This is a genomic window from Mesorhizobium sp. M00.F.Ca.ET.216.01.1.1 (assembly GCF_004010325.2).
Taxonomy (GTDB): Bacteria; Pseudomonadota; Alphaproteobacteria; order Rhizobiales; family Rhizobiaceae; genus Mesorhizobium.
This window is the reverse complement of sequence record NZ_SADR02000022.1, coordinates 38,436-63,895: the sequence shown is the minus strand read 5'-3', so window position 1 is coordinate 63,895 and position 25,460 is coordinate 38,436. Positions and strand designations below refer to the sequence as shown.

Sequence of the window (25,460 nt, the reverse complement as noted above, 5' to 3'; positions counted from 1 at the left end):
ATTGATCATGCGTAAATGGAAAGTCGCATTGGGAGTGGCTATCGCCTTGGGGGCGATATCGGTGGCGAGCGTCCACTTCCTCGATATGGGCAATCTCGGCCTCAATGCCGGCACAGCCGGGGCGGCGACGCCCAAGCCGGCGGCGTTCGTCATGCCGGTGCCGGTTGTGGGCGTCGTCAAGAAGACGATCCCGATCTATCTCGAATACGCCGCCCGGGTGGAGCCGATCCGCAGCATCACGCTGCAGGCGCGCGTGCCAGGTTACCTGCAGGAGCAGAGCGCGACCGACGGCGCCGATGTCCAGAAAGGCGATCTTCTCTACAAGATCTCCCCCCAGGATTTCCAGGCTGCGCTCGACCAGGCGAAAGCCCAGGTGCAGCGCGACGAGGCAACGCTCGACTATGCGCGTTCCAATCTTGGCCGCGGTACCGAACTCGCCAAGAGCGGCTATATCGCCAAGGATGTGTTCGACCAGCGCACCAGCACGCTTCGCGAGGCCGAAGCTTCGCTCGCCGTGAACAAGGCCGCCGTGCGGACGGCCGAGCTCAATCTCAGCTATGCCGAAATCCGCGCCCCGTTCGCAGGCCGCCTCGGACGCAACCAGGCCTCTGTCGGCACGCTGGTCAACGTCGGCGGCACGACGCTCAACACGTTGGTGCAGCTCGATCCGATCTATGTCAACTTCAATCCGAGCGAAACCGACCTGGCCGAGATCGAGGAGGCCAAGGCAGCAGGGCCGATCGCCGTCGATGTGCTGCTTCCCGGCGAGACGGAACCGCGCCAGAAGGGCGAGCTGACCTTCATCGACAACACGATCGATCACTCGACTGGCACCATCACGGCACGGGCGACGATCGGCAACGGCAAGTTCACGCTGCTTCCCGGCCAATATGTTCGTGTCAGGCTGCACATCAAGCAGCAGCCCGATGCGCTGATGGTGCCGCAGACGGCGCTGGGCTCGAGCCAGCTCGGCAAATACCTCTATGTCGTCGGCAAGGACAACACGGTCGACCAGCGTATCGTTTCGCTCGGCCCGACCAATGGCGATCTGGTGACCATCCTGAAGGGCGTGTCCGAGGGCGACCAGGTGATCACAGGCAATCTGCAGAAGATCGGCCCCGGCGCGCCGGTGTCGCCGCTGCCGCAGAAGCCGGAGAGCTGACTAGTCAGCGCGTAGAGCGCCATAGCAACAACAAGCGCGCCGCAGAGTACGGCGCGCAGGGTCATCGGACCAATGGCGACTTGCGCGGCCATCGCTTCTTCATCGGTGGCAGCCGTACATCTCGAATGTGACTTGGGATGGGCGGCTGCATTTCGGTGGGTTAGCGTACCGTTCTTCAGGTCAAATCCTGACTTTGGCGCGGCGGTTTCCCAGTCAAGCCGCCTGCAAGATTTGGATCCCATGGCGCCCGGTAAGCTCGATCACGCGGCTAACCATCTCTGCCGTCGGCGGGCCGGACGGCGCATCCTTGGATGCAGCCTCCTCGAAGAAGGCGATCATGTCGTCGTCAACGATCGCCATAAATGTAGCGGATACGGAACCAGCATTGCGATAGCCATGGGGCGCGTCACCCGGAATGGTAACGACATCACCGGGTTCCGCCTCATATTCGCGCGCGACACCATCGATCATTGTCCATATCGTCAGAGTGCCTTCAAGAATGCGGAAAATTTCCGCGGAAGAATGCGTGTGGGGCGGCGTGCCGCTTCCAGGAGGGACCGTGACGTCGATCACATTGAGTGCCGTCCCAACGAGCTTCGCCCGCACGGTCACCTGGTCGCCCATCACCCAGAAGCCTCGAGCTGAAACAGCTGGATGAACCATCGCTTTGGTCTTGTGCCAAGTCATTTGCCTTTTTCCTTTTGAACAGCGCCCTGTTGCGATTTTGCCGCATTGAGCAAGGCGCGAATTGCCCAGGCAGCTGCCTCCCCGGCCTCACGGCCGGTCAGACCCCAGTAGTCTTTCATCGTCTGCCAAGCAGTGGCGCTGAACAGGAGCTGGACCACGGCCTCAAGCTGGCGCGTCGCCTTCTGGTCCATCCCCGTTGCGACTTGTGTAAGGCTACTCCGAAACGCCCGTTGCCGCTCAGCGTTGGCTTGCAGGCGCATTTCGCGTCCGGTAGCGCTCGCATGCGAGGCCCTGATTACGCCTTCGATTGCATCGAGCGCGGCGAAAAGGTCGGGAGGAAGATCGGTCAGATCCTGTTCCCGCTCAGGCCAGAACCGCACTCCCAGCGAGGCATTGATGCTGGCCCAAAAGGCTTCCAAAAGCGCTTCCTTCGTCGGAAAGTGGCGGAAAATCGTCCTCCGATTCACGCCCGAGACCACGGCAAGTTCATCGAAGCCAAGGAGGCTGTACGGATTTCGCTCCAGCATCGTTCGGACGGCGGCCAGGATGCGCTCGCGCGTGGCCTGCGCCTGCTCTGCCCGCAGCGGGCTCTCGTACTTTTGCGTCATCTCTTGTGAATTCATGTCACTATGAGTGACACAAAGCTTCAGAGCCGTCAATGGACATTACAACACACTCGTCCGCCGTCTTGCCGAGGAGTTCGACGTGGCCGGTGACTTCGGCGCGCTCGGCCTTTGCCGGAGGCAAGAAGGCGCAATAGGGTGCCCAAGCTGGATGAGACCGGCAAACCGCGATTAATCGCCCTCGCCTCCAGATCTGCGCGGGCCATGACCCTCCAGAAATAGGCCTTGTTAGATTGTCGACAATTTGCTTGTCTTGCTCTCTCGGATCCCCTTCTGGAGCGGCCGAATGGCAAAGCTGGATTTCAGTCCGATCGCGGACACGACACGCAGGGCCGAGATCGTGGCGCTGCTCAAGCGGGCGATCCTCACCGGCCAATTGGAGCCGGGGCAGAAACTCAACGAACTCAGGATCGCAGAGCAGATGCGGGTGAGCCGCGCGCCGCTGCGCGAGGCGATGCGCGAGCTGGTGCAGGAGGGTATCCTGACCAGCATCCCCTACGCCGGAACCTTCGTCATCGACGTTACTGCCAAGGACATCGATGACGCCTATTCGCTCAACAAGGTGCTGGACGAATTCGCGATCGAGCGGACCTGGCCGCTTCGCGACCAGCGCTTCTTCGACGAACTCGACCGGCGCCACGAAGCGGTGAAGCAGGCGACGCGCGACCTTAACACCACCCGCCAGATCGAAACCGCGTTGCAACTGCACGGCCTGATCCATGAATGGGCCGGCAATTCGGTGCTGCTGGAAACCTGGCAGCGCCTGACCAGCCGGCTGCAGATGTATTTTGCCCTTCACCAGCGGGCGCGCAAAGAGCCGGTGCCTGCCGAAGACCTCCACGAGACCTATGTGCGGCTGCTGAAGGGTGCCGACATGCGCGCCGCGCAGCGCCACGCCAGCGAGCATATCGACGGCGACTTCGAACAACTGCTCGCCTATGCGCAGGGCCTCGAACAACGCACCTCCAAGGGCGCAGGGGCCAATCGTGCCGTGGCGGCGCGCAACCGGCCGGACGACGGCTGAGACTAGCAGCCGATGCCAGTTGGCGGCCCCTTCCCCGACATCACACACAACGGACAGAGAACGTGCAGATCAAAACCATTAAGGCCTACCATGTCGTGCAGCCCTTCGTGGACGGGCCCTACCGCATGTCGAAGGGGCGCGTGGCCGACGCCTTCGATGCGGTGATCGTCGCCATCACCTCCGACAGCGGGCTCACCGGCTGGGGAGAGATGGCGCCGCTCGGCAATTTCTATTCTCCCGCCTTCGCGGCCGGCGTTCGCGCCGGCGTCGTGGAAATCGCGCCGCATTTGCTCGGCCAGGAGCCGCGCGGGCTGGCAAGCATCGGCCGGCTGATGGATACGGTGTTCAAGGGTCATCCCTATATCAAGTCGGCGCTCGATATGGCGTGCTCGGATCTCGCAGCGCGCGCTGCCGATGTGCCGCTGGTCACTCTGCTTGGCGGGCGCGAGGGCGAAACCGCCGAACTCTACAAGGTCGTCACCCACGGCACGGTCGACGCCATGGCGGCGCTGGCCAAGCGCATCGTTAAGGGCGGGTTTCAGCGGCTGCAGGTCAAGGTCGGCGGCAACGTTCATGACGACATCGAACGCGTCACCGCGGTCGCAGCTTCGGTGCCGAAGGGCACCGTCATCTTCTGCGACGCCAATGCCGGCTGGACGCCCTATCAGGCGCGCCAATTCGCGGATGCGACACGCGCCATCGACTACACGTTCGAGCAGCCCTGCACGACGATCGACGAATGCGTGTCGGTGCGCCGTTCGCTCGACAAGCCGATGGTGCTCGACGAATCCGTCGCATCGCTGGACGATATGCTCGACATCCACCGCAAGGGCGCGGCAGACGGCCTGACGCTGAAGATCTCGCGGCTCGGCGGCGTGACTAAGACGCGCCAGATCCGCGACCTCGCCGTCGACCTCGGCTTCATGATCACCGTCGAGGACACTGGCGGCGCCGAGATCGACACATCAGCCATGGCGCATCTGTCGCTGTCGACGCCGGAGGAGCGCAGGCTGCACGCCATCGCCTTCCACGAATGGGTGACGGTACGCACCGCATCGAACATGCCGCCGGTTACGGGCAGCCGCATGGGCATTCCGGACGGGCCTGGCCTCGGCATCGACGTCGTTCCCGACCTGCTTGGCGCACCGTTCTTCGAGATCGGCGACTGAGATTTTCGTCCTGCCGGCGCGCTGTTCCGCCGGGCTGATGCCTCTTCACCGTCTGCTGGCCGGATGCGCAGCCACGCTGTGCGTCCGGCGACCGCACCTTTCGAATCCCGGCAATTTGGACAGGAGGCTGCGGAATTGCCGGTTGAAATATTTTTCATTTCAAAATAGGAATGTTCAAAATGATGGCTTTGACGCGGCGGCGCGTCAGGAATTGGAGGAAGCGACATGGCCCATCCGCAATTCGCAGCGGAACTTTTGCAACGCGCTGAAAATCAGGGACCGATCACCATCGGGCTTGCCGGCGCCGGGCAGATGGGCACCGACATCGTCGTCCAGGTGGCGCTGATGCCGGGCATGCGGATCGGTGCCATTTCCGAGGTCAGGCCGCAAGCAGCGATCGACGCGGCGCTGCTCGCCGGCCACGACCGCTCCGACATCGTGCAGGCCGGCAATGCAGCGGCGATCGACCGCGCCATCGAAGCCGGCAAGATCGCGGTGACCGAAGACCTCCATGCGCTGGCGGCGGCCGGCCGCATCGACGTCATCATCGACGCCACCGGCAATCCCAACATCGGCACGCTGTTCGCACTGGAAGTGATGAAGAACGGCAAGCACATCGTCATGCTCAATGTCGAGGCCGACATCACGATCGGCCGCTTCCTCAAGGAGGAGGCGCGCAAGGCCGGCGTCGTCTATACCGGTGCTGCCGGCGACGAGCCCGCCTGCACGCTGGAGATCATCGGCTTTGCCAGGAGCCTCGGCTTCAACATCATCGCCGCCGGCAAGGGCAAGAACAATCCGCTGAAGATCGATGCCATGCCCGCCGACTACGAGAAGGAGGCGAGCGAGCGCAACATGAATGCGCGCATGCTGGTCGAGTTCGTCGATGGATCGAAGACGGCGATCGAGATGGTGGCGATCGCCAACGCTACCGGCCTGGTGCCCGATGTGCCGGGCATGCATGGCCCGACCGCGACGCTGGAGGACCTGGCCAGCGTGCTCTGCCCACGCGAGGATGGCGGCGTGCTACACCGCAAGGGCGTGGTCGACTATTCGATCGGCAAGGGCGTGGCGCCCGGCGTCTTCTGCATCATCGAGACCAGGCACCCGCGGGTGCTGGAGCGCATGATCGACCTCAAGGTCGGCAAAGGCCCGTATTTCACCATCTTCCGTCCCTATCACCTGACCAGCTTGGAAGTGCCGCTGTCGGCAGCGCGCGCCGTGGTCTACAAGCGCGCCGACATGGAGCCGCTCGACCATCCGGTGGCCGAGGCGGTGGCGGTGGCCAAGAGCGACCTTGGCCTCGGCCAGTCGCTCGGCATGATCGGCGAGAACGATTACCGCGGCTTCGCCATGACCTGGGAGGACGCGCGCGCGCGTGGCGCGCTACCGCTCGGCCTCGCCGAGCGCGCCAAGGTGGTCAAGCCGGTCAAATCGGGCGATTTCCTCACCTATGAAAATTGTGTACCCGACGATTCGATGGTGATAACCCAGATTCGCCGTCGTCTCGATCAGTCGGACGGACGGTTCGTTACAAACGCTGCCTGAACCCGCCGGAACTCCGCCTGATGGACGATGTCGTAATCGGGATCGACGCCTCGACGACGGCCGTGAAGGCGATTGCCTTCACTCGTGGCGGCGAGGAGCTGTTCCAGGCGCGTGAAGCCTATCCGCTTTCCAATCCCAGGCCCGGCCATTTCGAGCAGGACGCCGAACATTGGTGGACGGCACTGCTTGGCGCGCTGAAGCAGGTCGCCGACAAGGTCGACACCGGGCGGGTGGCGGCGATTGCCATTGCCCACCAGCGTGAGACCTTCACGCTGATCGACAGCGCCGGCAAGCCGCTCATTCCGGCGATCCTTTGGCTCGACGAGCGCGCCCGCCCGCAGGTTATCAGGCTTTCGGCCGAACTCGGCCGCGAGACTATCCGCGACTGGAGCGGCAAGCCGCCCGACCCGACGCCGGCGCTCTATGCTGTTCGCTGGCTCGCCGAACACCAGCCGCAGGCGCTTGGCAAGGCAGCGGCGCTGGTCGACGTGCATGGCTTCTTCGTTCAGCGGCTGACCGGGCGGCTTGTCACCAGCACGGCAAGTGCCGATCCGCTCGGGCTTCTCGACGTCGGGAACGGCACATGGCACCCGCAGCTTGTCAAGGCCGCGGGGCTGCGGCCGGACCAGTTGCCGGACCTGGTCGCGCCGGGCACGGTCTGCGGCGGCCTCGCAGAAAGCGTGGCCCGGCTGACCGGCCTGAAGGCCGGCACGCCTGTCGTCGCCGGCGCCGGCGACGGCCAGGCGATGGGGCTCGGCATGGGCGTCTGCGGCGAAGGCAAGAGCTATCTTTCGCTCGGCTCGGGCGTCGTCAGCGGCTGCTACTCCGGCAAGGCGAAAACCTCGGACGCATTTCGAACACTCGTATCGCCGACCGGCGCGGGATACATGCTGGAGACCGTGCTGCGCTCCGGCATGCAACTGGTGGACTGGATCGTTCGCACCACCGGCTCGCCGTCGGCTGCGGCGCTGGAGAAGGCGGCGGTGGACGTTGCCGCCGGCAGCGAGGGCCTGCTTGTCATGCCCTATTGGGCGGGCGTCATGAGCCCTTATTGGGACGGCGCGGCGCGCGGCGCCGTTGTCGGCCTGTCGCTCGACCACCGACCGGAGCATCTCTTCCGCGCGGTTCTGGAAGGCATCGCCTTCGAGCAGGCGATCGCCAGCGAGGCGATGGAAGATCAGAACGGCGGCAAGCCGGCAGCGATGATTGCTGCCGGCGGCGGCACCAATTCGGCGCTGCTGATGCAGATCATGGCAAGTGTGCTCGAGCGGCCGCTCTCCGTCTCGCCGGTCAACGAAGCCGCAGCACTTGGCGCCGCCATGCTGGCGGCCTCCGCCGTCGGCTGGTTTGCCTCGCCCGAGGCAGCCGCCGAGGCGATGACCGCAGAGCCGGCCAAGCGTGTCGACCCGGTCGATGGGCTGGTCTCAAGATATCGCGTGCGCAAGGCGATCTACCGCGACCTCTATCAGGCGACACGTGATATTCACGCCCGGCTGGATGCGCTTGGTTAGGTGGAAGATCAGCGGTTGAGCAGGCCCTTGGCCGCATCCTCGTCGGTGACCAGGACCGACACCCTGGTACTGGCGAGCGCCGCCCGCATGACCGCGATCTTTTCCTGCCCTCCCGAAACCAGGACGATGTTCGGGATATCCGACAGATCCTGCAGCGGATAGGCGCAGACGCGGCGATTGACCTCGTGGTCGACCGGACGGCCCTCGGCGTCGATGAAATGGCACAGGATATCGCCAACGGCGCCGGCCGCCTGCAATTCCTCGAGCTCGCTGGGCTTGATGAAGCCGTAATTGGCGATCGGGCTGTCGTTGGAAAACGAGCCGACGCTGAGCACGGCGATGTTTGCCCGGCGCGCGCGGAAGACGACATCCTGGACGCTGCGCTGGCTCATGAAGGCGTCGCGCTGCTCCGGCCTGTCGGCATAGACCGGCACCGGCAGCAGAAAACACTCGGCGCCGATCTTTTCGGCGAAATCCCAGGCGCTTTCGGTCGGGTTGAGCGGCTGCGCGTGGGTGAGGCCGCCAAGCATGGAGACCACCGTCGTCCTGGCGATCGGTCGCCGCGGCAGTTCATTGATGGCGAATTTCAGCGTCCGCCCCCAGCCCAGCGCAATGACATCGCCGGCATTGACATTGTCGGCCAGATAGGTGGCGGCGGCGTGGCCGATCATGAGCGGCGCGTTGCTCCTGTCGGCGGCCGAGGGCACCACGACGGCCTGGCTGAGCCCGAAGCGCTGCTTGAGGGCCTCCTCCAGCACCACGCATTCGACGACGCTGTCGCGGATGCGGAACTGGACGACACCCTCCTCGCGGGCGGCGGAGAGGATGCGATGCACCTTGATGCGGCCGACGCCGAGGATCTCGGAAATCCGCTCCTGCGTCAGGCCCTCGACATAATAGTGCCACGCAGCGCGGGCCTTGAGCTCGGCATCCGGGAAGCGCGCGGCCTTCTCGTTCTCCATCACCGCCATCTTTTTGCCCTCCCGCGGCTGTCCAAAACTACTCGCTGCCATTCAGATCGCGTATCCGACCGAGTGGCTTGCAACCGTCGGCGCGCCTGAGGTCAAGCCCGCGGCACCGGCAAGATATCGTCCGCAAGGCGAGATGAAACCCAAAATGATCAACATTTACTTCGTTTTGGCCGCCTTGCCCTCTCATGCAGCCCAAGGACGAGACCCAGGCCCGAAACGCGACACTTCGTGCCCTTCCCCTAAGGCAAACAGCCCGGCAGCGCAAACCAGGGTCGAATGAGGCAGCAGGCCTTGACAATTTTCCGAGGAACAGTTTAGCTGAACAAAATTGCATATAAAAGATAAATTGTTCACAGGGAGGGGCCTGGTGAACAAGGGTGAGCTGGCGACGCATCGCCGGATTGCTGGTGGAGGAGACAAAGTGACTGTGAGCAACGATGCAAGCAGGCTGAAAGCCGGGGCCGGTGCGCAGGCAGCGACGGGCGCGAAGCTTTCGGCCGTCTTCGCCGGAACCATGGGACCGCTGATCGGGCTGGTGCTGCTGTGCGTCGCGCTGACGCTGACCACCGACACGTTCCTGACCTTCCGCAACATCCTCAACGTGCTCGACCAGGTCACGGTGCTCGGGATCATGGCGATCGGCATGACGCTGGTCATCCTGATCGGCGGCATCGACCTGTCCGTCGGTTCCGTACTGGCGCTCGCCGCCATGGTGATGGGCTTTGTTGCCCATCCCGACTATCTCAATCTCGGCCTCCCGGTGGGCATTGCCTCAGCGCTCGCCGTCGCCGGCCTTTGCGGGCTGGTCTCGGGCCTGCTGGTGACGGTCACCAAGCTGCCGCCCTTCATCGCCACGCTGGCCATGATGTCGGTGGCGCGCGGCCTTGCCAACATGATCACCGACGGCTCGCAGATCATCGGCTTCCCCGACTGGTTCACCAACCTGTCGATCATCCGCCATTTCGGCTTCCTGTCGGTCACCGTCGGGCTGATGATCGTGCTGGCCATCGTCTTCGCGATTTTCCTGAACTACCGCGCGACAGGCCGCAGCCTGTACGCGATCGGCGGCAGCGCCGAGGTCGCCCGGCTCTCTGGCATACCGGTCAAGCCGCTGACCAACTGGGTCTACGCGACCTGCGGCCTGCTGGCCGGGCTCGCCGGCATCGTGCTCGCGGCGCGGCTCGATTCCGTCCAGCCGAGCTCCGGCCTCGGCTACGAGTTGGACACGATCGCGGCGGTGGTGATCGGCGGCGCCAGCCTGTCGGGCGGCGTCGGCTCGATCGGCGGCACCACAGTCGGCGTCCTCATCATCGGCGTGCTGCGCAACGGGCTGAACCTGCTCGGCGTGTCGCCCTTTATCCAGCAGGTGGTGATCGGCGTGGTCATCGCGCTGGCGGTGGCCACCGACACCTGGCGGCGCCGAGCTCAATGAAAACTGGGGCGCAATGAGATTCGCCCGGATGTGCGGGCGAAAACGGATCGGTGATCCGAAACTGGGAACGTTCGGCCGAGGCGCCGCGAGGCGCCGGCAGGACAGATTGAATATCAACGGAGGAAACACATGCTGACCAAACGTTCATTGCTGCTCGCTGCCGCAGCCGTCATGCCGCTGCTTGCACTATCCGACATGGCCTCGGCCAAGGATGCCAAGAAGCTCGGCCTTGCCGTCGCCAATCTGCAGGCCGACTTCTTCAACCAGATCAAACAGTCGGTCGAAGCCTACGGCAAGGACAAGGGCATCGAAGTCGTCACCGTCGACGCCAAGGGCGATTCGGCGACCCAGGTCAGCCAGGTGCAGGACCTGATCACGCAAAACATCGATGCGCTGATCTACATTCCGGCCGGCGCAACCGCCGCCACCGTGCCGACCAAGACGGCCAAGGCCGCCGGCATCCCGGTCATCAATGTCGACCGCAACGCCGATGGCGCACCGGGCGACACCTTCATCGCCACCAACAGCGTGGCGTCGGCCAAGGCGGTCTGCGACTACATCGCCAAGCAGGCCGGCGGCAAGGGTGAGCTGATCATCATCCACGGCCAGAAGGGCACGACGCCCGAGGTCGACCGCTCGAAGGGCTGCGGCGAAGCTCTGACCGCCTATCCCGACATCAAGGTGGTCGGCGAGCTGTGGAGCGAGGGCTGGCACCAGGACGAAGGCTTCAAGCTGACGCAGGACCTCTTGCAGTCGCACCCCGACGTCTCGATCGTCATCGGCCAGGCCGATGCGCTTGCGCTCGGTGCGGCCCAGGCGGTCAAGGTCGCAAGCCCCGGCCACAAGGTGTGGGTTGCCGGCTTTGACGGTGACGTGGCGGCGCTCAAGGCGTTGAAGGACGGCGTCTTCGACGTGACCGCGACGCAGCAGACGCAAGGCATGGGCCGGCTTGCAGTCGATGCGGCGCTCAAGCTGGTGGCCGGCGAATCCCTCCCCGCCGAACAGCTGCAGGACGCGACGCTGACCACCAAGGACAATGTCGAGCAGTTCATCGCCAAGCATCCCTAGACCAGGCATCCCTAAGACCAGGCATCCCTGACTATTGACGAGCGGAACGATGTCACTTGATCCTCGCCATACCGAGAGCCCGCATATGGGGCTCTTCGTCGACGGCCTCTGCAAGAGCTATGGACCGGTGCAGGTCCTGGCCGATGCGAGCTTTGACGTGCGGCCGGGAGAGGTCGTGGCGCTGCTTGGAGAAAACGGCGCCGGCAAGTCCACCGTTTCGAACATCATCGCCGGATCGGTCAAAGCCGATGCCGGCACCATCACCTGGCGGGGGAAATCCTATTCCCCCGCCTCCCCCGCCGCGGCCATCGACGCCGGCGTCGGCATGATCCACCAGGAATTGAAGCTGCTGCCGGACCTGTCGGTTGCCGAGAACGTCTATGTCGGGCGCCTGCCGATGCGCGGCGGCCGCATCGACCGTGCGGCAATGAATGCGCAGGCATCGGCGCAGTTGAAGCGCCTCGGCCTCGATGTCTCGCCGGAGCGCAAGGTGCGCACGCTGCGCGTCGCCGCCCAGCAGCAGGTCGAGATCGCCAAGGCGCTGACGCTCAATGCCGAGCTTCTGATCTTCGACGAGCCGACGGCGGCGCTTGGCGGCGAGGAAACGGAACTGTTGTTCCGGCAGATCCGCAAGCTCAAGGCGGAAGGCATGTGCTTCATCTATATCAGCCACCGGCTGGACGAGATCGCCCAGATCGCCGACCGCGTGGTGGTAATGCGCGACGGGCGCATCGTCGCCCGGCACGAGCGCGCCGACATTCCGGTGCGCACCGTGGTCGAGCAGATGGTCGGCCGCAGCGTCGAGCGGATGTTCCCGACGCTGTCGGCGCCGGGCGACCAGACGCTGCTCGAGGTCGAGAACCTGTCCTCGCCGGAACGCAGCTTCAACAACGTCAGCTTTTCGGTGCGGGCCGGCGAAATCCTTGGCATTGCCGGGCTGATCGGCGCCGGCCGCACGGAGCTGGTGCGGGCGATCGCCGGCGCCGACCCGATCTCATCCGGCTCGGTGCGTGTCGCCGGCAGACCGGTGCATCTCAGCGGCCCGGCGGCGGCGATCAAGGCCGGCGTGGTGCTGGTGCCGGAGGACCGCAAGGCGCAAGGCGTGGTGCTCGACCAGACCATCGGCGAGAATCTGGCGATCGGCAATTTCGACCTTGTGGCGCCGAATGGCTGGGTGTTTCCCAAGGCGGTGCAGAGATTCGCCCAAGCCGGCATCGGCCGGCTTGGCGTGAAAGGCCGGCCGGGCCAGGCGGTCAGCAAGCTTTCCGGCGGCAACCAGCAGAAGGTCGTCATCGCCAAATGGGTTTCGCGCCCGCCCAAGGTGTTCATCCTGGACGAGCCGACGCGCGGCATCGATGTCGGCGCCCGCGCCGCGATCTACGATGTCGTCGCAGATCTTGCTCGTTCCGGAATGGCGGTGGTGGTGGTGAGCTCCGACCTTGAGGAGGTGCTCGGCCTGTCGCATCGCGTGCTGGTGCTGAGCCGCGGCCGCCAGCGCGGGATCCTCGACCGCAGCGAGGCCAGCAATGTCGCCGTGATGGAACTCGCTACAAGCTAATAACGGCAAAGGATCGGAACAAAGCGCAGCAGGTGGTATCCTCCCAGACACCGGACCGCGCGGGGCGCCAGCGATGTTGGCGCCCTTCATTTCAGGAGGCCGGCGGTTGGAGCAGAGGGACCGACGATGAAACTATTCGACCTTCACGGGGACGTTGCATTTGTTACCGGCGCCGGCAGCGGCATCGGGCAAGCGATCGCCATCGGCCTGGCCGGGGCCGGCGCCGACATCGCCTGCTTCGGCCATGCCTCGAAGGGCGGGCTGGAGGAGACGGCACACAAGATTGCAGCGCTTGGCCGCAAGGCGCTGGTGCTGACCGGCACGGTGACCTCCGAAAGCGATCTGGCGGCGGCGATCGAGCGCACTGAAACTGAGCTCGGCGCGCTGACCGTCGCCGTCAACAATGCCGGCGTTGCCGGGGCCGAAGCGGCCGAGACGCTGTCGCTGGAGAAGTGGCAGAAGCTTTACGAGGTCAATGTCAGTGGCGTGTTCCTGTCCTGCCAGGCCGAAGCACGCAGAATGCTGGCGCGACGCAAGGGCTCGATCATCAACATCGCCTCGATGTCGGGCTCAATCGTCAATCGCGGCCTGACCCAGGCACACTACAATTCCTCGAAGGCGGCGGTCATCCACATGTCGAAGAGCCTCGCCATGGAATGGGCCGATCGCGGCCTGCGCGTCAACGTCGTCAGCCCCGGCTACACGCTGACGCCGATGAACAAGCGGCCCGAGGTCGCCGAACAGGTCAGGATCTTCGAGCGCGACACGCCTATGGGGCGCATGGCGACACCGGAAGAGATGGTCGGGCCGACCGTGTTCCTGGCCAGCCGCGCCTCGAGTTTCGTCACCGGCATCGACCTGATCGTCGATGGCGGCTTCGTCTGCTGGTAGGAGAGAAGAAAAGTGCAGAAGCGTTTCCAGGGAAAGACGGCGGTCATCACCGGCGCCAGCGGTGGCATCGGTGCGGCGATGGCCAAGCGCTTCGCAGCGGAAGGCGCCGCGGTCGTCGTCAGCGCCATCGACGCGCGCGTCGAAGAGATAGCCGCTGGCCTGAAGGCAGAGGGCGCACAGGTCGCGTCGATGCGCATGGACGTGACAAAGAAGGACGAGGTCGCCGCCCTCTATGACCTGGCCGAGCAGCAGTTTGGCCGCGTCGACATCTCGGTACAGAACGCCGGCGTCATCACCATCGCCAGGATCGAGGCGATGACCGAGGCCGAATGGGACAAGGTGCTGGCGGTGAACACCAAGGGCGTGTTCCTGTGCTGCCAGGAGGCGATCGCGCGCATCCGCAAGCATGGCGACGGCGGCAGGCTGATCAACACCGCGTCCGGCCAGGCGCGGCAAGGTTTCATCTACACGCCGCATTATGCAGCGTCGAAATTCGGCGTCGTCGGCATCACCCAAAGCCTCGCCAAGGAAGTGGCGAAGGAGAAGATCACCGTCAACGCGATCTGCCCCGGCATCATCGACACCGACATGTGGGCCTATAATGACGCGGCCTGGGGCAAACTGATGGGCGACTACAAGCCAGGCGAACTGATGGCCGAATGGGTGAAGAACATCCCGATGGGCCGCGCCGGCAGCGGCGAGGACGTTTCCGGCCTGGTCAGCTTTCTGGCCAGCAACGACGCCGCCTACATCACCGGCCAGACCATCAATGTCGATGGCGGCCTGATCATGTCGTGAGGTACAGCGCAGACCAACGCACCAATCCACGGGGATCTGAAACGTTCTTCGTTGTATTCAGGCTGCTCGGCCGGCTCGTGCCAGTCCATGTTGTAAGAGCCGGTCGATGATCTCGGCATAACTCACGCCGCTTGCCGCCATTGCCTTGGAATACATGCTGATGTCGGTGAAGCCGGGAATGGTGTTGATTTCATTGACCAAAAATTGCATGTCCGATGTCAGGAAAAAGTCGACGCGCGCCATCCCGTCACAGCCGACGGCTCTGAAAGCCCTTGCGGCCATGTCCCGCATGCCCGTCTCAACCTCCGGCGGCAGCTCGGCCGGCACTTTTAGCACTGCGCCATTCTCGTCGATGTATTTGGCATCATAGCTGTAAAAGCCGTGGCTTTCCGCCGGCACGATCTCGCCTGGCCGCGAGACGAAAAGGTTGCCTGCCGGGTCCTCCAGCACGCTGTATTCGATCTCGCGCCCACAAACGAATTCCTCGGCCAACAGCTTGCAATCGTGGCGGAAGGCTTCAGCAAGCGCTCCGTCGAATTCCTGGCTGGCATTGACCTTTCTGACGCCGACAGACGATCCCTGTCGCGCCGGTTTGATGAAGAGAGGCAGGCCGAGTTCGCCTTCAAGTGTGGCGAGGGAAGGTGCTGCACCTTCATGGATCGTCACTGAGCGCGCGATCGGTAGACCCGCCGCCTTCAGGAGCCGTTTGGCGATATCCTTGTCCAGCGCGGCTGCCGAACCCAGGATGCCACAGCCGGCGAGCGGAACCCGAGCCACCTCCGCCATCCCCTGCACCGAGCCGTCTTCGCCGTGGAGGCCGTGCAGGACGGGAAACAGGATGTCGATCTTCGGCAGATCATAGGGTGTGCCGTCGGCCGGGATCGCCATCGTCCGTCCGCGCCCGCCCGGAAGGAGGCAAACTTCCGTGCCGGCCGCAGGTTTCGCGAGCGTACCATCCTGGAAGCTGCTCAGCAGCCATTGTCCTTCGCGCGTCACGAAGACTGGGATGGCTTCGTATTTCGCAGGCTCCAGCGCCCGCATGACATTGGTTGCCGAAAGCACCGAAACGTCATGCTCGGCGGAACGTCCGCCGAAGAGCACGGCAATACGCAGTCTGTTCGAGGAAGAGGTCATGCAAGCCTCGGAAATGATCTGGTGTTGAAAGGGTCAGAAGCCGACGGCAATGCCGCGGTTGGCGAAGAAACGATCGAAGGTGGCAAGTGGTAGCGTCACGTCCGCCTGGCTCGCCTGGTCGTGGCCGGACGGATTGTGGAAGCGGGCCGTCTCTGGAGAGGCTGCCGTCACCAGCACCAGATGCCCACCCTTCGACGGCGGCTCGCGCTCCGGCCAGCGGACTGCGTGATGCACCGAGGCGATGAAAAACTGCCGCTTCGAAAGAAGTTCGGGAATGGCGGCCGTATCGACGTTTGTCATTGTCTCCGCACTTAGCCCGAAACATTCGGAGACGAACTTTACGAAGGGCGCATAGATCAACCCCTTGATCGAGGCGTCGATCTCGTTGACGACATAGCCGCCATAGGCCGTGCAGGCGCGGGCAAGTTCGAGTGTCGGATGGATTTCACCGCGTGCAGCAAGGATCATCTTCAGGCAGGCCATGCCGCACACGTTCGCTGCCCAGCGTACATATTCCTCGATCGTCTCGGCGCCCGAATGCCGCCAGAGCGGATCGTGCATCAGTGCCGAAGGCCCTTCGGTAATCACCGGCAGCGTCATCTCCGGTGTTTCCCATTGGCTGAAATAAGGCACTTTGGTCTGCTGCATCGTATCGATATCCCGTCCTTCCTGGCTCGTATACGAGATGGCCGGCAACCTTGGCTTTTTTCGAACCGTTACGTCGCGCAGCCGTACTCAGCACGTCATAGCTCGCAATCTGGAAAGTTATCCGTTAAGGAGCACTTCACCCCTGCCGCAAAAAACGCCGATCGAATTCGCGCGAAACGGGCGGCGTTATTCGTTGCGCGACATGAACGTTGGTATATATAATTTCATCCCATGAAAATGGCTTCGGCGACTGGCTGGCTTGCCGGCGATCGATCCGCGGATGACTGCTTTGGCAGCAACCCCCGGCAGTCATGACGCGGCCCCGCACGACATCTTCATCAAACTGGGCACCATCCCCCTTCTGCGCCGGCATCAGCGCCTACAGCAATTTGGTGCCAACGGCCTTGCGCAACGACCAGCTTTTCCAACACAATCAAAAAAAGACGTAAAAAGGGAACGAACGATAACTTCCACACAAGCTTGACAGGAGAACAAGCATGTCACTTCGGAGTGTGATTTCGACATTATCAATGGGAGCCTTCACGCTTGCCGCGGCAAGCGCACTGACGCCTTCGGCCTATGCGGCGGCGCCAGAATCCAACGACCCGATCAAAATCGCGCTATTCGATTGGACCAGCGTCAATCTGAACGCCAAGATCCTGGGCGGTATTCTCGAAAAGCTCGGATACACGGTCGAATACCCGACCGCCGATTATCTTTCCAGCCTGACCACCGGCCTTACCAATGGCGACCTCGATGTCGCCCTGGAGTTCTGGGACACGACGGCCGGCGAAGCCATGAAGGCCTCCGATGCAACCGGGCAGACCGAACGCCTCGGCAAGCTCGGCCCCAAGGCCAAGGAAGAGTGGTGGTTTCCCGAATACATGAAAGAGAAATGCCCCGGCCTGCCGAACTGGGAAGCGCTGAAAGACCCTAAATGCGCCGAAGCGTTCTCAACGGCCGAAACGGCGCCGAACGGCCGCTATCTCGGCGGCCCGGTGACATGGGAAGGCTTTGACGACGAGCGTGCCGCGGCGCTGAAACTACCCTTTACCGTCATCCATGCCGGCACCGATGCGGCGATGTTTGCTGAACTGGAGTCGGCCTATCAGCGCAAGGCACCGATCATGCTGTGGATCTATTCGCCGCACTGGGCGCCGGCCAAATACAAGGGCGAATGGGTGCAATTCCCCGAATACACGCCCGAGTGCTACAGCGACCCGAAATGGGGCGTTAACCCCGACGCGAAATATGACTGTGGCAAGCCGCATGGCGAGATCTGGAAATATTCCTGGGCCGGCATGAAGGACAAATGGCCGGTCGCCTACAAGGTGGCGAAAAACTACACGGTCGACACCGACGAGCTCAACAAGATGAGCGGCGACATCGATCTCGGCGGCAAGACGCCGGAAGACGTCGCTGCCGCCTGGATCGCCGCCCACGAGGCCGACTGGAAAGCCTGGGCGGAGTGATCGTTCCGACTGGAAACCAAAAGATCCGGGCCTTCGCGACCGGGTCTCCATCCGATATTCCAGAAGGACGATCGCATGAGCGAAGTGACTGAACAAAGCTTGCAAGCGGCGGGCAAGGATGCCCGCCCAATAAAGCTTGCCTGCCGCAACGTCTGGAAGCTGTTCGGGGGGAACGCGGCCAATTTCATCCGCCAACGCGACGGCAAGGCCAGCATGGCGGAAGTCGCAGCGGCCGGGTTGGTCGGCGCGGTGCGCGCCGTCGACCTCGAAATCCGTCAGGGTGAGATCTTCATCATCATGGGCCTGTCCGGCTCCGGCAAGTCGACGCTGGTGCGCTGCATGTCGCGGCTGGTCGAGCCGACCCACGGCAAGGTCGAGTTCGAGGGCAAGGATCTGCTCAAAATCTCTGATGCAGCGTTGATCGAATTGCGGCGCCACCGCATGGGTATGGTGTTCCAGAATTTTGCCTTGCTGCCGCATCTCAACGTGCTGGAGAACATCGCCTTTCCGCTCGGCATCCAGGGACAGGACCGGCCGACGCGCGAAGCACGGGCCCGCGAAGTCATCGAGCTCGTGGGTTTGAACGGCCGCGAACATTTCTATCCGCGCGAACTTTCCGGTGGCCAGCAGCAGCGGGTCGGCATCGCCCGCAGCCTCGCCACTAAGCCGGAGATCTGGTTTCTCGACGAGCCGTTCTCGGCGCTCGATCCGCTGATCCGCCGCGAGATGCAAGACGAGCTGATGCGGCTGCAGACTATGCTGCACAAGACCATCGTCTTCATCACCCATGATTTCGACGAAGCCATCCGCCTGGCCGACCGCATCGTCATCATGAAGGACGGCGAGGTCATCCAGACCGGCACGCCGGAGGAATTGGTCGTCAACCCGGCGACCGACTACGTCGCCGAATTCACCCGCGACGTCGACCGTGCCAAGGTGATCTCAGCGAAAAGCCTGATGCGCGCCTGCGATGGCGCCGAGCATGGTGGCACGGTGGCGCCGGATGCCAAGATCGCCAGTTTTTCGGCTGATATCGTCTCCGCCGGCAAGCCGTTCGCGGTGGTCAACGGCACCGGCAAGCCGATCGGCGAGGTGACACCGCAAGCGGTGATCGATCTCCTGGCCGGCATTGAGCGCCCCGGAGCCGCCATATGACGGTGACGGCAAGCGCCAGCGAAGCGAGGTCGCGGCCGGTTCAGGCCTGGCTGGCGGTCTGGGCCTGCGCGCTCGCCGCCGTGCTTGTGGTGTTCCTGCTGCAGGATAGCGCGCCCTGGGCGGTCAACTATCCGGCCAGTGCGGTCGTTCCTGTTGCGGACTGGGTAAGTGCGCTGATGGGCTGGGTGAAGTCGAACCTGTCCTGGCTGACCCGGTCGATCACCGCGGTGCTCGGTGTGCCGCTCGATTTCGCGCTCAATCTGCTGGCCAAGAATTTCAAGATCGGCCATGGCGCCGATACCGTCGTTTTGCCGCGCCTGTCATGGGTCGGTATCTGCGCTGCAGCCTTCCTGGCCGGGCGCGCCGCCGGCGGCTGGAAGCTCGGTGTGCTGGTCGGCGGCTGCTTTGCCTACATCGCGCTTTTCGGCCAGTGGACCAGCGCTATGCTGACGCTCGCTTTGATCTCCATTGCCGTGCCGTTTTGCATCGTCACCGGCCTGTTCGCCGGCATCTGGGCATGGCGCAAGCCATGGGTGGAGAGGCTCATTGTCTCCCCTGCCCTCGACCTGATGCAGACGATACCGACCTTTGCCTATCTGATCCCGATGCTGCTGTTGTTCGGCAACAGCCCGGTGTCGGCGATGATCGCGACGGCCATCTTCGCCACGCCGCCGATGGTGCGGGCAACGATGCTGGGACTGTCGCGCGTGCCGTCCGAGATCGACGACTTCAGCGAAATGGCCGGCTGCACGGCGCGGCAAAAACTGTGGCGGGTGCTGCTGCCCTCGGCGCGCCCGACACTGATGGTCGGCGTCAACCAGGTCATCATGCTGGCGCTCAATATGGTCATTATCGCCTCGATGATCGGCGCCGGCGGCCTTGGCTACGACGTGCTTTTGGCGCTCAGGGCACTGAAGGTTGGCGAGGCGATGGAAGCAGGTCTCGCCATCGTGGCGCTGGCCATCGCGCTCGACCGGCTGAGCCAGGCAATTGCGCACAACCACGCGAAGGGCCATGTCCACCGCGAGGTCAGCCCCAGTTTCTGGCGGCGCTACCCCAATCTGACGCTGGCCATTGTCATCCTCGCCGTGACCACGCTGCTTGGCCTGTTCGTGCCGGCCTTCGCGGCGGTGCCGAAGGCGATCACCTTGACCACCGCGCCGCTGTGGAAGGCAGCGGTGAGCTGGGTCACGATCAACTTCTTCGACACGATCGAAGCCTTCCGCGTGGCGCTGATCCTCAATGTGCTCAACCCGGTGCGCGCCTTCTGCGAGGGGTTTCCGTGGCTCGGTGCGGTATTCCTGCTCGGCCTTGCCGGCTACCAGCTCGGCGGCTTTCGCCTGGCGACCCTGGTTGCCGTGCTGACCGCCTTCTGCGCGGTGACCGGCCTGTGGGAGAAGACCATGGCGACCGTCTATCTGTGCGGCATCTCAGCCTTCATCGCCTGCCTGATCGGCATCCCGATCGGGCTGATGGCGTCACGCAGCGACCGCTTCGAGAAGATCGTCACGCCGGTCATCGACACGCTGCAGGTGCTGCCGTCGTTCTGCTTCATCATTCCGGTGGTGATGCTGTTTCGGGTCGGCGACGTTACGGCGATGATCGCCACCGTCGCCTTTGCCGTGGTACCGGCCATCCGCTACACCAATCACGGCATCAGGCAGGTGCCGCCAGCGCTGATCGAGGCGGCAAAAGTGTCAGGCTGCACGAAGCGCCAGACGTTCCTGCGCGTGCAGCTGCCGCTGGCGTTGCCTGAGATCATGCTGGGCGTCAACCAGACGATCCTGATGGCGCTGGCGATGATCATCATCTGCGCCATGATCGGCACCCGCGATCTCGGCCAGGAGGTGTTCATCGCGCTGTCCAAAGCCGATTCTGGGCGCGGCATTGTCGCCGGGCTGGCCATCGCCTTCATCGGCATCGTCGCCGACCGGCTGTTCAACGCCTGGACGGCGAAGGCACGGGCAAGGCTGGGGTAGCCATTGCGAACCTTCGACGTTGCATTTGCAGACGACAGCTAGTCGTCACCCAATGGATCGGACCAAGCGGGCTGCCGCTAGGCCTCGAGGAAGTCCAGAGCCTTTTTCACGAAGGCGTCGTGATACTGGAAAATGGCCGTATGCCCGCCGTCCTCGTACAGGACCAGCTCGGCATTGGGAAAGCGCCATGCTATGTCGACGGAATTGCTGGTGGGCACCATTCTGTCGTGATCGCCATTCACAATGAGGACCGGGTGCCGGATACGCGATAGGTCGGCAGGGCGCTCCCGGCCAAAAGCACGGACTGCCTTGAGCTGCTGGCTGAAGGAACCGAGCGTAATGGGCTTGTCGCGGTCATTGGTCCGTTCCTTCAATCGCTGCAGAAACTCGCTCGCCGCTTTCTTGCCGTGGGGGGTTTGGGTGAAGAAGAGGTAGTTCTTTGGGTCCTTGAAAGTTAGCGCGGCGCGGATCATGTCGAAGATGGTGACGAACGTCACCCTGTCGATGCCGGTACCCCCGGCTGGGCCGGTACCCGCGAGGATGATCTTCCGAACCAGATTAGGCTCCAGCTGAACAATCGCTTGGGCGATGAAGCCGCCGAGCGATAGGCCGAGCAGATCGACCTGCTCGAAACCGAAGGCACGGATGAAGGCGACCGCGTCGCGGGCCATTGCCTCCACCGTATTGGGAGTGGAACCCTCTGATGCACCAACACCACGGTTGTCGAAGGTAATAACATGCCGTTTTGCGGCGATGCCATCGACGACTCGGGGATCCCAATTGTCGAGAACCGCACTCAGATGGGTGAGAAAGATCACCGGCACCCCGGTTTTGGGCCCGAGCTCCCGGTAGGCGAATTTCATACCGCCGACATCGACCGTTTTCGTCGGTACGTCCCTGTGTTTGGTGATCGCGGCAGGTCGCGATAGCTGATGGACGTTCATGATGGTTGCCTTTCTGCTGGCTTGTCGTTCTCGCGGGGCTGGAGCAGCGCCTTCGCTGCCACCGCGCCGGCCTTGAGAATACGATCGGATAGTTCGGTTCCGTCCACCGCGCGGGACAGCTCAAGCGTGCCGATCAGGGTCGCGAAGACGCCCAACGCGACACCCTCGGGGTCGCGGGCGTCGGGCGTAACTTCGGCCGCCACCTGGCGTACGAGTTTGAGGAAGTGTTCGGCATAGACTTGGCGTGTCTCGGCCGGCTCACGCGCAATTTCGGGCAACAGCGCGGCTGAAGCGCAACCTTTGCCTGGATTGTCTCGATGTTCCGCCGACAGATACAAATCGATGGCCATTGACAGGCCACCGGCGGCCAATACCTCCTCGATCTGGTCCGCCTGGACCTCCAGGGCGGCCGCGACGCTCTCACGCACAAGCGCCGCCTTGGACGGAAAGTGGGGATAGAAAGCTCCGTTGGTCAGCCCCGCCTCGCCCATGATGCCGGCGAGACCTGATGCAGCAATGCCGTCGGAGCGAAACCTTTCGGCCGCCACATCCATGATCCGCTGCCGCGACGCGTCCTTCCTGCCCTTCTCGTAGCGCATGGTCTCTCCTTCGATTTGCTATTGCATTATCATCATAATATCATTAAACGAGCGTAATGCAATAGCGGCCGGGTCGACGTACTGGTCTGATCGCAACCCCGACCCGGGCGCCCTGGGTCTCCTCAAATTTGGGAAAGCTACAATGAAGGCCTTCATCGTCGATCGATACGCAAAGAACGCTCCTCTCCGGTTTGGAGAAGTTACGGAGCCGGAAGTACGGGAGAATGACGTGCTGGTGCAGATCCATGCCGCCACCGTCAATCTGCTGGACTTCAAGATCAGAGACGGAGAGTTCAAACCCATACTGCCCTATCGCCCGCCCTTCGTTGCGGGCCATGACGTGGCCGGAACGGTCATTCGCGTCGGCTCGAAAGTCCGACAGTTCAAGCCGGGCGACGAGGTCTACGCGCGACCACGCGATGGTCGGGTCGGGACTTTCGCTGAATATATCGCCATAAATGATGCGGACGTGGCGCTAAAACCGAAGAACCTCAGCATGGAAGAGGCTGCGTCCATTCCTCTGGTGGGTCTGACAGCCTGGCAGGCGCTGGTCGAAAGGGCGAACCTGAAGAAAGGACAGAAGGTTTTCATTCAGGCCGGCTCCGGCGGAGTGGGGACATTCGCCATTCAGTTGGCAAAGCACCTCGGCGCGACGGTCGCCACGACAACAAGCGCATCGAACATGGACATGGTCAGGAATCTGGGCGCCGATGTCCTCATCGACTACAAGAAGGATGACTTCGAGAAAGTCCTTTCGGGCTACGACGTCGTCCTGAACAGCCAGGACAAGAGGACCCTCGAAAAGTCCCTGCGTGTGTTGAAGCCAGGTGGCGTCGCCGTTTCGATCTCCGGTCCGCCCGATCCTGGTTTTGCCCGGGAGAAGGGTCTGAGCGTGGTGCTGAACTTGGTCATGCGCCTTTTGAGCGCCGGCATCAGGAGCCGGGCCAAACGCGCAGGTGTCCAATATTCGTTCCTGTTCATGGCCGCCAATGGGGAGCAGTTGACCAAGATCACGTCTCTCATCGAGTCGGGCGTCATCCGCCCGGTCGTAGATCGCGTCTTCCCGTTCGAGCTGACCAATGAGGCCTTGGCCTACATTGAGCAGGGCCGCGCCAAGGGCAAGGTTGTCATCAAGGTCAAATAGCTTTGCAATCCTTCAGGCGACGACGTGCGCGTCTGGCGGGGATCATGATCTACTCCGCCGCCACTCCCTTCACCTCCAGGTAGGATTCCATCGAATCGTCCATTGCCTGCAGCCAGGGCGTATTGTGCAACGGCGCCATCGTACCGGTCATCAGCGAACGATATGCATGGTCGCGGAAGCTCATGATGTCCTCCACCTTGTGGTGCTCCCGGCGGGTCAAGCGAGGCTATTGCCAGCGACAGAAGTGAACCCACGGCCGGCGGTGGCGACGACGTATCGACTCGTCGACCGGAATCCTTGCGGGTCCTCGTTACCACTCTCAAGGATCGCCAGCAGTTCGTTACGCACGCGTTCCGCCTGTCCGAGTTTAGCGAGGATTCCTAGCCCTGCGACGGCCAAAGGATGGTCTTTCGCCTGCTGGTCCAGGAACTCTTGCACTGAAGCGGCGGTGAAAGCTAACTCATATTCATCGAGCGACAGAGTGAACCCGTATGGCTGCAACAGCCGGGTGAGCTCGCCGGGGTCGTGCCAATCGAACGGCTTCGGTTGTGGAGGTGCCCCGAAGGCCAGTCTGACGGCGTCGGCTGCAGCCGAGCTTATTTTGAACAGAGTTCCGCTGGGGACCCAAGCGCTCAGCGCGATGCGTCCGGTCGGTGCCAAGACGCGATCAATCTCAGCTGCGACCGCCTCGGCATCAGAGGCGAAGATGATGCCAAACACCGACAGGATGACATCAACGCTCGCGTCAGCGAGCGGCAGCGACGCCGCCTCGCCGAGATGGAAAGTCATCTGCTTGCCCTGAAGAGCGGCTCGGTCGGCCGCGACTTGGATGAGGCGAGGAGCAGGATCGACGCCGATGACTTCCGTCGCGTACTCGGCCGCCAGAAGCGCTGCGTTCCCGGTACCGCAACCGACGTCCAAGACACGTTCGCCGGCGCGAAGTCCGGCTGCTTCGACCACAATTTTTGCCGCAGGCAATAACTGGGCGGCAATGGTCTCGTACCGGCCGAGACCCCAATCCGGCGCCGAGGATTGCATGTTGCTCCTCCCATCCGCAATAACGAAACGCTTGTTACGTTACGACTGTTGCGATACTCTGTCAAGATGGGACGACCGAGAGAACACGATTCTGCGACAGGCGAAGCTCTTCTCGACGCAGCGGAGCAAATCGTCGAGAATGACGGCATGGCCGGGCTATCGGTCCGGCGCATTGCCGATCGGGCCGGCACGAGCACCCGAGCTGTGTACGCGGTCTTCGAGTCGAAGGAAGGCCTCATCGTCGCGCTCGGCAGACGGGCCTTCGATTTGCTCGCTCATGCGATGGACAAACTTCCCAGCAGCGATGACCCGGCCACGGACCTCGCGGAGGCGGGCGTTCGGGTATTCCGGACCCTCGTCGTCGACCATCCGGCGCTGTTCAAGATTGGCCTCCAGCATCGTGACGTGCCGGCTCATCTGGTGCAGGAGTTCCGTGCCGAGGCCGAAAATGCCTGGCTCCGGCTCCACTCGCGGTTCCAACGCCTTCAGGAGCATCACCTCCTTGGTGGCCGGACCATTGACGAGGCGGCCTGCCAGTTTCATGCCCTCTGCGAGGGACTTGCGGCCATCGAGTTGCGCGGGCTGCTTCCTGGCGGCCAGGAGGAGCGGCTCTGGCGCGACGCCCTTAGCGCGCTGATCGAGGGACTCCGCCCACCGAGAGCGCAGCAGCAGCTACCTCCCGGGGCCTGAGGTCGGTCCGGCGGCCTCAAGCGGGCAGCGCTCGCACGGGGCTACTCGCTCCGGCTGGTCGCGTGCGATCCAAACCTCGTACCGGAGAATGTCCCAAACGGGTCGACTGCGGTCGCACAGCGAAGGTCCGCTTCGGAGAAGCGCCTGGAAGGACAGGAAACCGGCGTGATAACGTCGTTCCGACAGCGACGCTGTACGGCAAATTTCCACCCACT

23 protein-coding genes and 1 pseudogene are annotated in these 25,460 nt (G+C 63.2%); 14 read left to right on the top strand and 10 right to left on the bottom strand.

Features of this window, described 5'->3' with window-relative positions; genetic code table 11:
- Positions 1 to 7: 7 nt before the first annotated feature.
- Positions 8 to 1,162, top strand: a complete 1,155-nt coding sequence (locus tag EN859_RS25375; RefSeq protein WP_127855314.1) for an efflux RND transporter periplasmic adaptor subunit — start codon at positions 8 to 10, stop codon at positions 1,160 to 1,162.
- Between the two features lie 213 nt (positions 1,163 to 1,375).
- On the opposite strand, the gene EN859_RS25370 is transcribed toward EN859_RS25375, so the two are convergent.
- Positions 1,376 to 1,849: a cupin domain-containing protein gene (locus EN859_RS25370; protein ID WP_245525702.1), complete on the bottom strand. Its 474-nt coding sequence runs from the start codon at positions 1,847 to 1,849 to the stop codon at positions 1,376 to 1,378.
- The gene (locus EN859_RS25365) at positions 1,846 to 2,472 is read right to left on the bottom strand and encodes a TetR/AcrR family transcriptional regulator (RefSeq protein WP_127855315.1); all 627 of its coding nucleotides are present in this window, start codon (positions 2,470 to 2,472) and stop codon (positions 1,846 to 1,848) included. The genes EN859_RS25370 and EN859_RS25365 overlap by 4 nt, the downstream gene beginning before the upstream one ends.
- A 286-nt stretch (positions 2,473 to 2,758) precedes the next feature.
- On the opposite strand from EN859_RS25365, the gene EN859_RS25355 reads away from it, so the two are divergent.
- The 4 genes from EN859_RS25355 to EN859_RS25340 all read left to right on the top strand — a co-directional run bounded on the left by EN859_RS25355 (position 2,759) and on the right by EN859_RS25340 (position 7,724).
- Positions 2,759 to 3,496 carry a GntR family transcriptional regulator gene (locus EN859_RS25355; protein ID WP_127855316.1) on the top strand — a complete coding sequence of 246 codons (738 nt, stop codon included), beginning with the start codon at positions 2,759 to 2,761 and terminating at the stop codon, positions 3,494 to 3,496.
- A 62-nt stretch (positions 3,497 to 3,558) separates the two neighbouring features.
- Positions 3,559 to 4,665, top strand: a complete 1,107-nt coding sequence (locus tag EN859_RS25350) for a mandelate racemase/muconate lactonizing enzyme family protein (RefSeq protein WP_127855317.1) — start codon at positions 3,559 to 3,561, stop codon at positions 4,663 to 4,665.
- Positions 4,666 to 4,890: 225 nt separating this feature from the next.
- Positions 4,891 to 6,213, top strand: a complete 1,323-nt coding sequence (locus tag EN859_RS25345) for a homoserine dehydrogenase (RefSeq protein ID WP_127855318.1) — start codon at positions 4,891 to 4,893, stop codon at positions 6,211 to 6,213.
- 20 nt (positions 6,214 to 6,233) lie between these two features.
- Positions 6,234 to 7,724, top strand: coding sequence for an FGGY family carbohydrate kinase (locus EN859_RS25340; RefSeq protein WP_127855319.1), 1,491 nt, complete (start codon positions 6,234 to 6,236; stop codon positions 7,722 to 7,724).
- An 8-nt stretch (positions 7,725 to 7,732) separates the two neighbouring features.
- Here the strand turns inward: EN859_RS25340 and EN859_RS25335 are convergent, their stop codons facing one another.
- Entirely contained in the window at positions 7,733 to 8,695 is a 963-nt protein-coding gene (locus EN859_RS25335) for a sugar-binding transcriptional regulator (protein ID WP_127855320.1), read from the bottom strand.
- A gap of 421 nt (positions 8,696 to 9,116) precedes the next feature.
- On the opposite strand from EN859_RS25335, the gene EN859_RS25330 reads away from it, so the two are divergent.
- From EN859_RS25330 to EN859_RS25310, 5 genes are all read left to right on the top strand, one after another.
- Positions 9,117 to 10,127, top strand: a complete 1,011-nt coding sequence (locus tag EN859_RS25330; RefSeq protein WP_127855321.1) for an ABC transporter permease — start codon at positions 9,117 to 9,119, stop codon at positions 10,125 to 10,127.
- Positions 10,128 to 10,256: 129 nt separating this feature from the next.
- The gene (locus tag EN859_RS25325) at positions 10,257 to 11,195 is read left to right on the top strand and encodes a sugar ABC transporter substrate-binding protein (RefSeq protein WP_127855322.1); all 939 of its coding nucleotides are present in this window, start codon (positions 10,257 to 10,259) and stop codon (positions 11,193 to 11,195) included.
- Positions 11,196 to 11,244: 49 nt separating this feature from the next.
- Entirely contained in the window at positions 11,245 to 12,753 is a 1,509-nt protein-coding gene (locus EN859_RS25320) for a sugar ABC transporter ATP-binding protein (RefSeq protein WP_127855323.1), read from the top strand.
- A gap of 126 nt (positions 12,754 to 12,879) precedes the next feature.
- On the top strand, positions 12,880 to 13,644 hold the full coding sequence (locus tag EN859_RS25315; protein WP_127855324.1) for an SDR family oxidoreductase: 765 nt from the start codon (positions 12,880 to 12,882) through the stop codon (positions 13,642 to 13,644).
- 12 nt (positions 13,645 to 13,656) lie between these two features.
- The gene (locus tag EN859_RS25310) at positions 13,657 to 14,442 is read left to right on the top strand and encodes an SDR family oxidoreductase (protein ID WP_127855325.1); all 786 of its coding nucleotides are present in this window, start codon (positions 13,657 to 13,659) and stop codon (positions 14,440 to 14,442) included.
- Between the two features lie 57 nt (positions 14,443 to 14,499).
- Here the strand turns inward: EN859_RS25310 and EN859_RS25305 are convergent, their stop codons facing one another.
- Positions 14,500 to 15,576, bottom strand: a complete 1,077-nt coding sequence (locus EN859_RS25305; protein WP_127855326.1) for a D-alanine--D-alanine ligase family protein — start codon at positions 15,574 to 15,576, stop codon at positions 14,500 to 14,502.
- Positions 15,577 to 15,609: 33 nt separating this feature from the next.
- Positions 15,610 to 16,224, bottom strand: a complete 615-nt coding sequence (locus tag EN859_RS25300) for a C39 family peptidase (protein WP_127855327.1) — start codon at positions 16,222 to 16,224, stop codon at positions 15,610 to 15,612.
- A gap of 497 nt (positions 16,225 to 16,721) precedes the next feature.
- Between EN859_RS25300 and EN859_RS25295 the strand changes: the two genes are divergently transcribed.
- The 3 genes from EN859_RS25295 to EN859_RS25285 all read left to right on the top strand — a co-directional run bounded on the left by EN859_RS25295 (position 16,722) and on the right by EN859_RS25285 (position 20,830).
- Positions 16,722 to 17,696 (top strand): ABC transporter substrate-binding protein, encoded by a 975-nt coding sequence (locus EN859_RS25295; protein ID WP_127855328.1) that lies wholly within the window; start codon positions 16,722 to 16,724, stop codon positions 17,694 to 17,696.
- Between the two features lie 75 nt (positions 17,697 to 17,771).
- Positions 17,772 to 18,851: a glycine betaine/L-proline ABC transporter ATP-binding protein gene (locus EN859_RS25290; RefSeq protein WP_127855329.1), complete on the top strand. Its 1,080-nt coding sequence runs from the start codon at positions 17,772 to 17,774 to the stop codon at positions 18,849 to 18,851.
- The gene (locus tag EN859_RS25285; RefSeq protein WP_127855330.1) at positions 18,848 to 20,830 is read left to right on the top strand and encodes an ABC transporter permease subunit; all 1,983 of its coding nucleotides are present in this window, start codon (positions 18,848 to 18,850) and stop codon (positions 20,828 to 20,830) included. Before EN859_RS25290 ends, EN859_RS25285 begins: the two co-directional genes overlap by 4 nt.
- Before the next feature lie 77 nt (positions 20,831 to 20,907).
- Here EN859_RS25285 and EN859_RS25280 read toward each other — a convergent pair whose 3' ends face one another.
- The gene (locus tag EN859_RS25280; RefSeq protein ID WP_127855331.1) at positions 20,908 to 21,774 is read right to left on the bottom strand and encodes an alpha/beta hydrolase; all 867 of its coding nucleotides are present in this window, start codon (positions 21,772 to 21,774) and stop codon (positions 20,908 to 20,910) included.
- On the bottom strand, positions 21,771 to 22,373 hold the full coding sequence (locus tag EN859_RS25275) for a TetR/AcrR family transcriptional regulator (protein WP_127855332.1): 603 nt from the start codon (positions 22,371 to 22,373) through the stop codon (positions 21,771 to 21,773). Before EN859_RS25275 ends, EN859_RS25280 begins: the two co-directional genes overlap by 4 nt.
- 142 nt (positions 22,374 to 22,515) lie before the next feature.
- Between EN859_RS25275 and EN859_RS25270 the strand changes: the two genes are divergently transcribed.
- Complete coding sequence (locus EN859_RS25270) at positions 22,516 to 23,517, top strand: NADP-dependent oxidoreductase (protein ID WP_127855333.1); 1,002 nt, start codon at positions 22,516 to 22,518, stop codon at positions 23,515 to 23,517.
- Positions 23,518 to 23,566: 49 nt separating this feature from the next.
- Here the strand turns inward: EN859_RS25270 and EN859_RS40315 are convergent.
- The 3 genes and pseudogenes from EN859_RS40315 to EN859_RS39600 form a co-directional block, all read right to left on the bottom strand.
- A pseudogene (locus EN859_RS40315) lies at positions 23,567 to 23,725 on the bottom strand (NAD(P)/FAD-dependent oxidoreductase); the annotation flags it as partial.
- A gap of 8 nt (positions 23,726 to 23,733) precedes the next feature.
- Positions 23,734 to 24,555: a class I SAM-dependent methyltransferase gene (locus EN859_RS25260; protein WP_127855334.1), complete on the bottom strand. Its 822-nt coding sequence runs from the start codon at positions 24,553 to 24,555 to the stop codon at positions 23,734 to 23,736.
- Positions 24,556 to 24,711: 156 nt separating this feature from the next.
- Positions 24,712 to 25,098: a hypothetical protein gene (locus EN859_RS39600; RefSeq protein WP_245525701.1), complete on the bottom strand. Its 387-nt coding sequence runs from the start codon at positions 25,096 to 25,098 to the stop codon at positions 24,712 to 24,714.
- Positions 25,099 to 25,460: the final 362 nt, after the last annotated feature.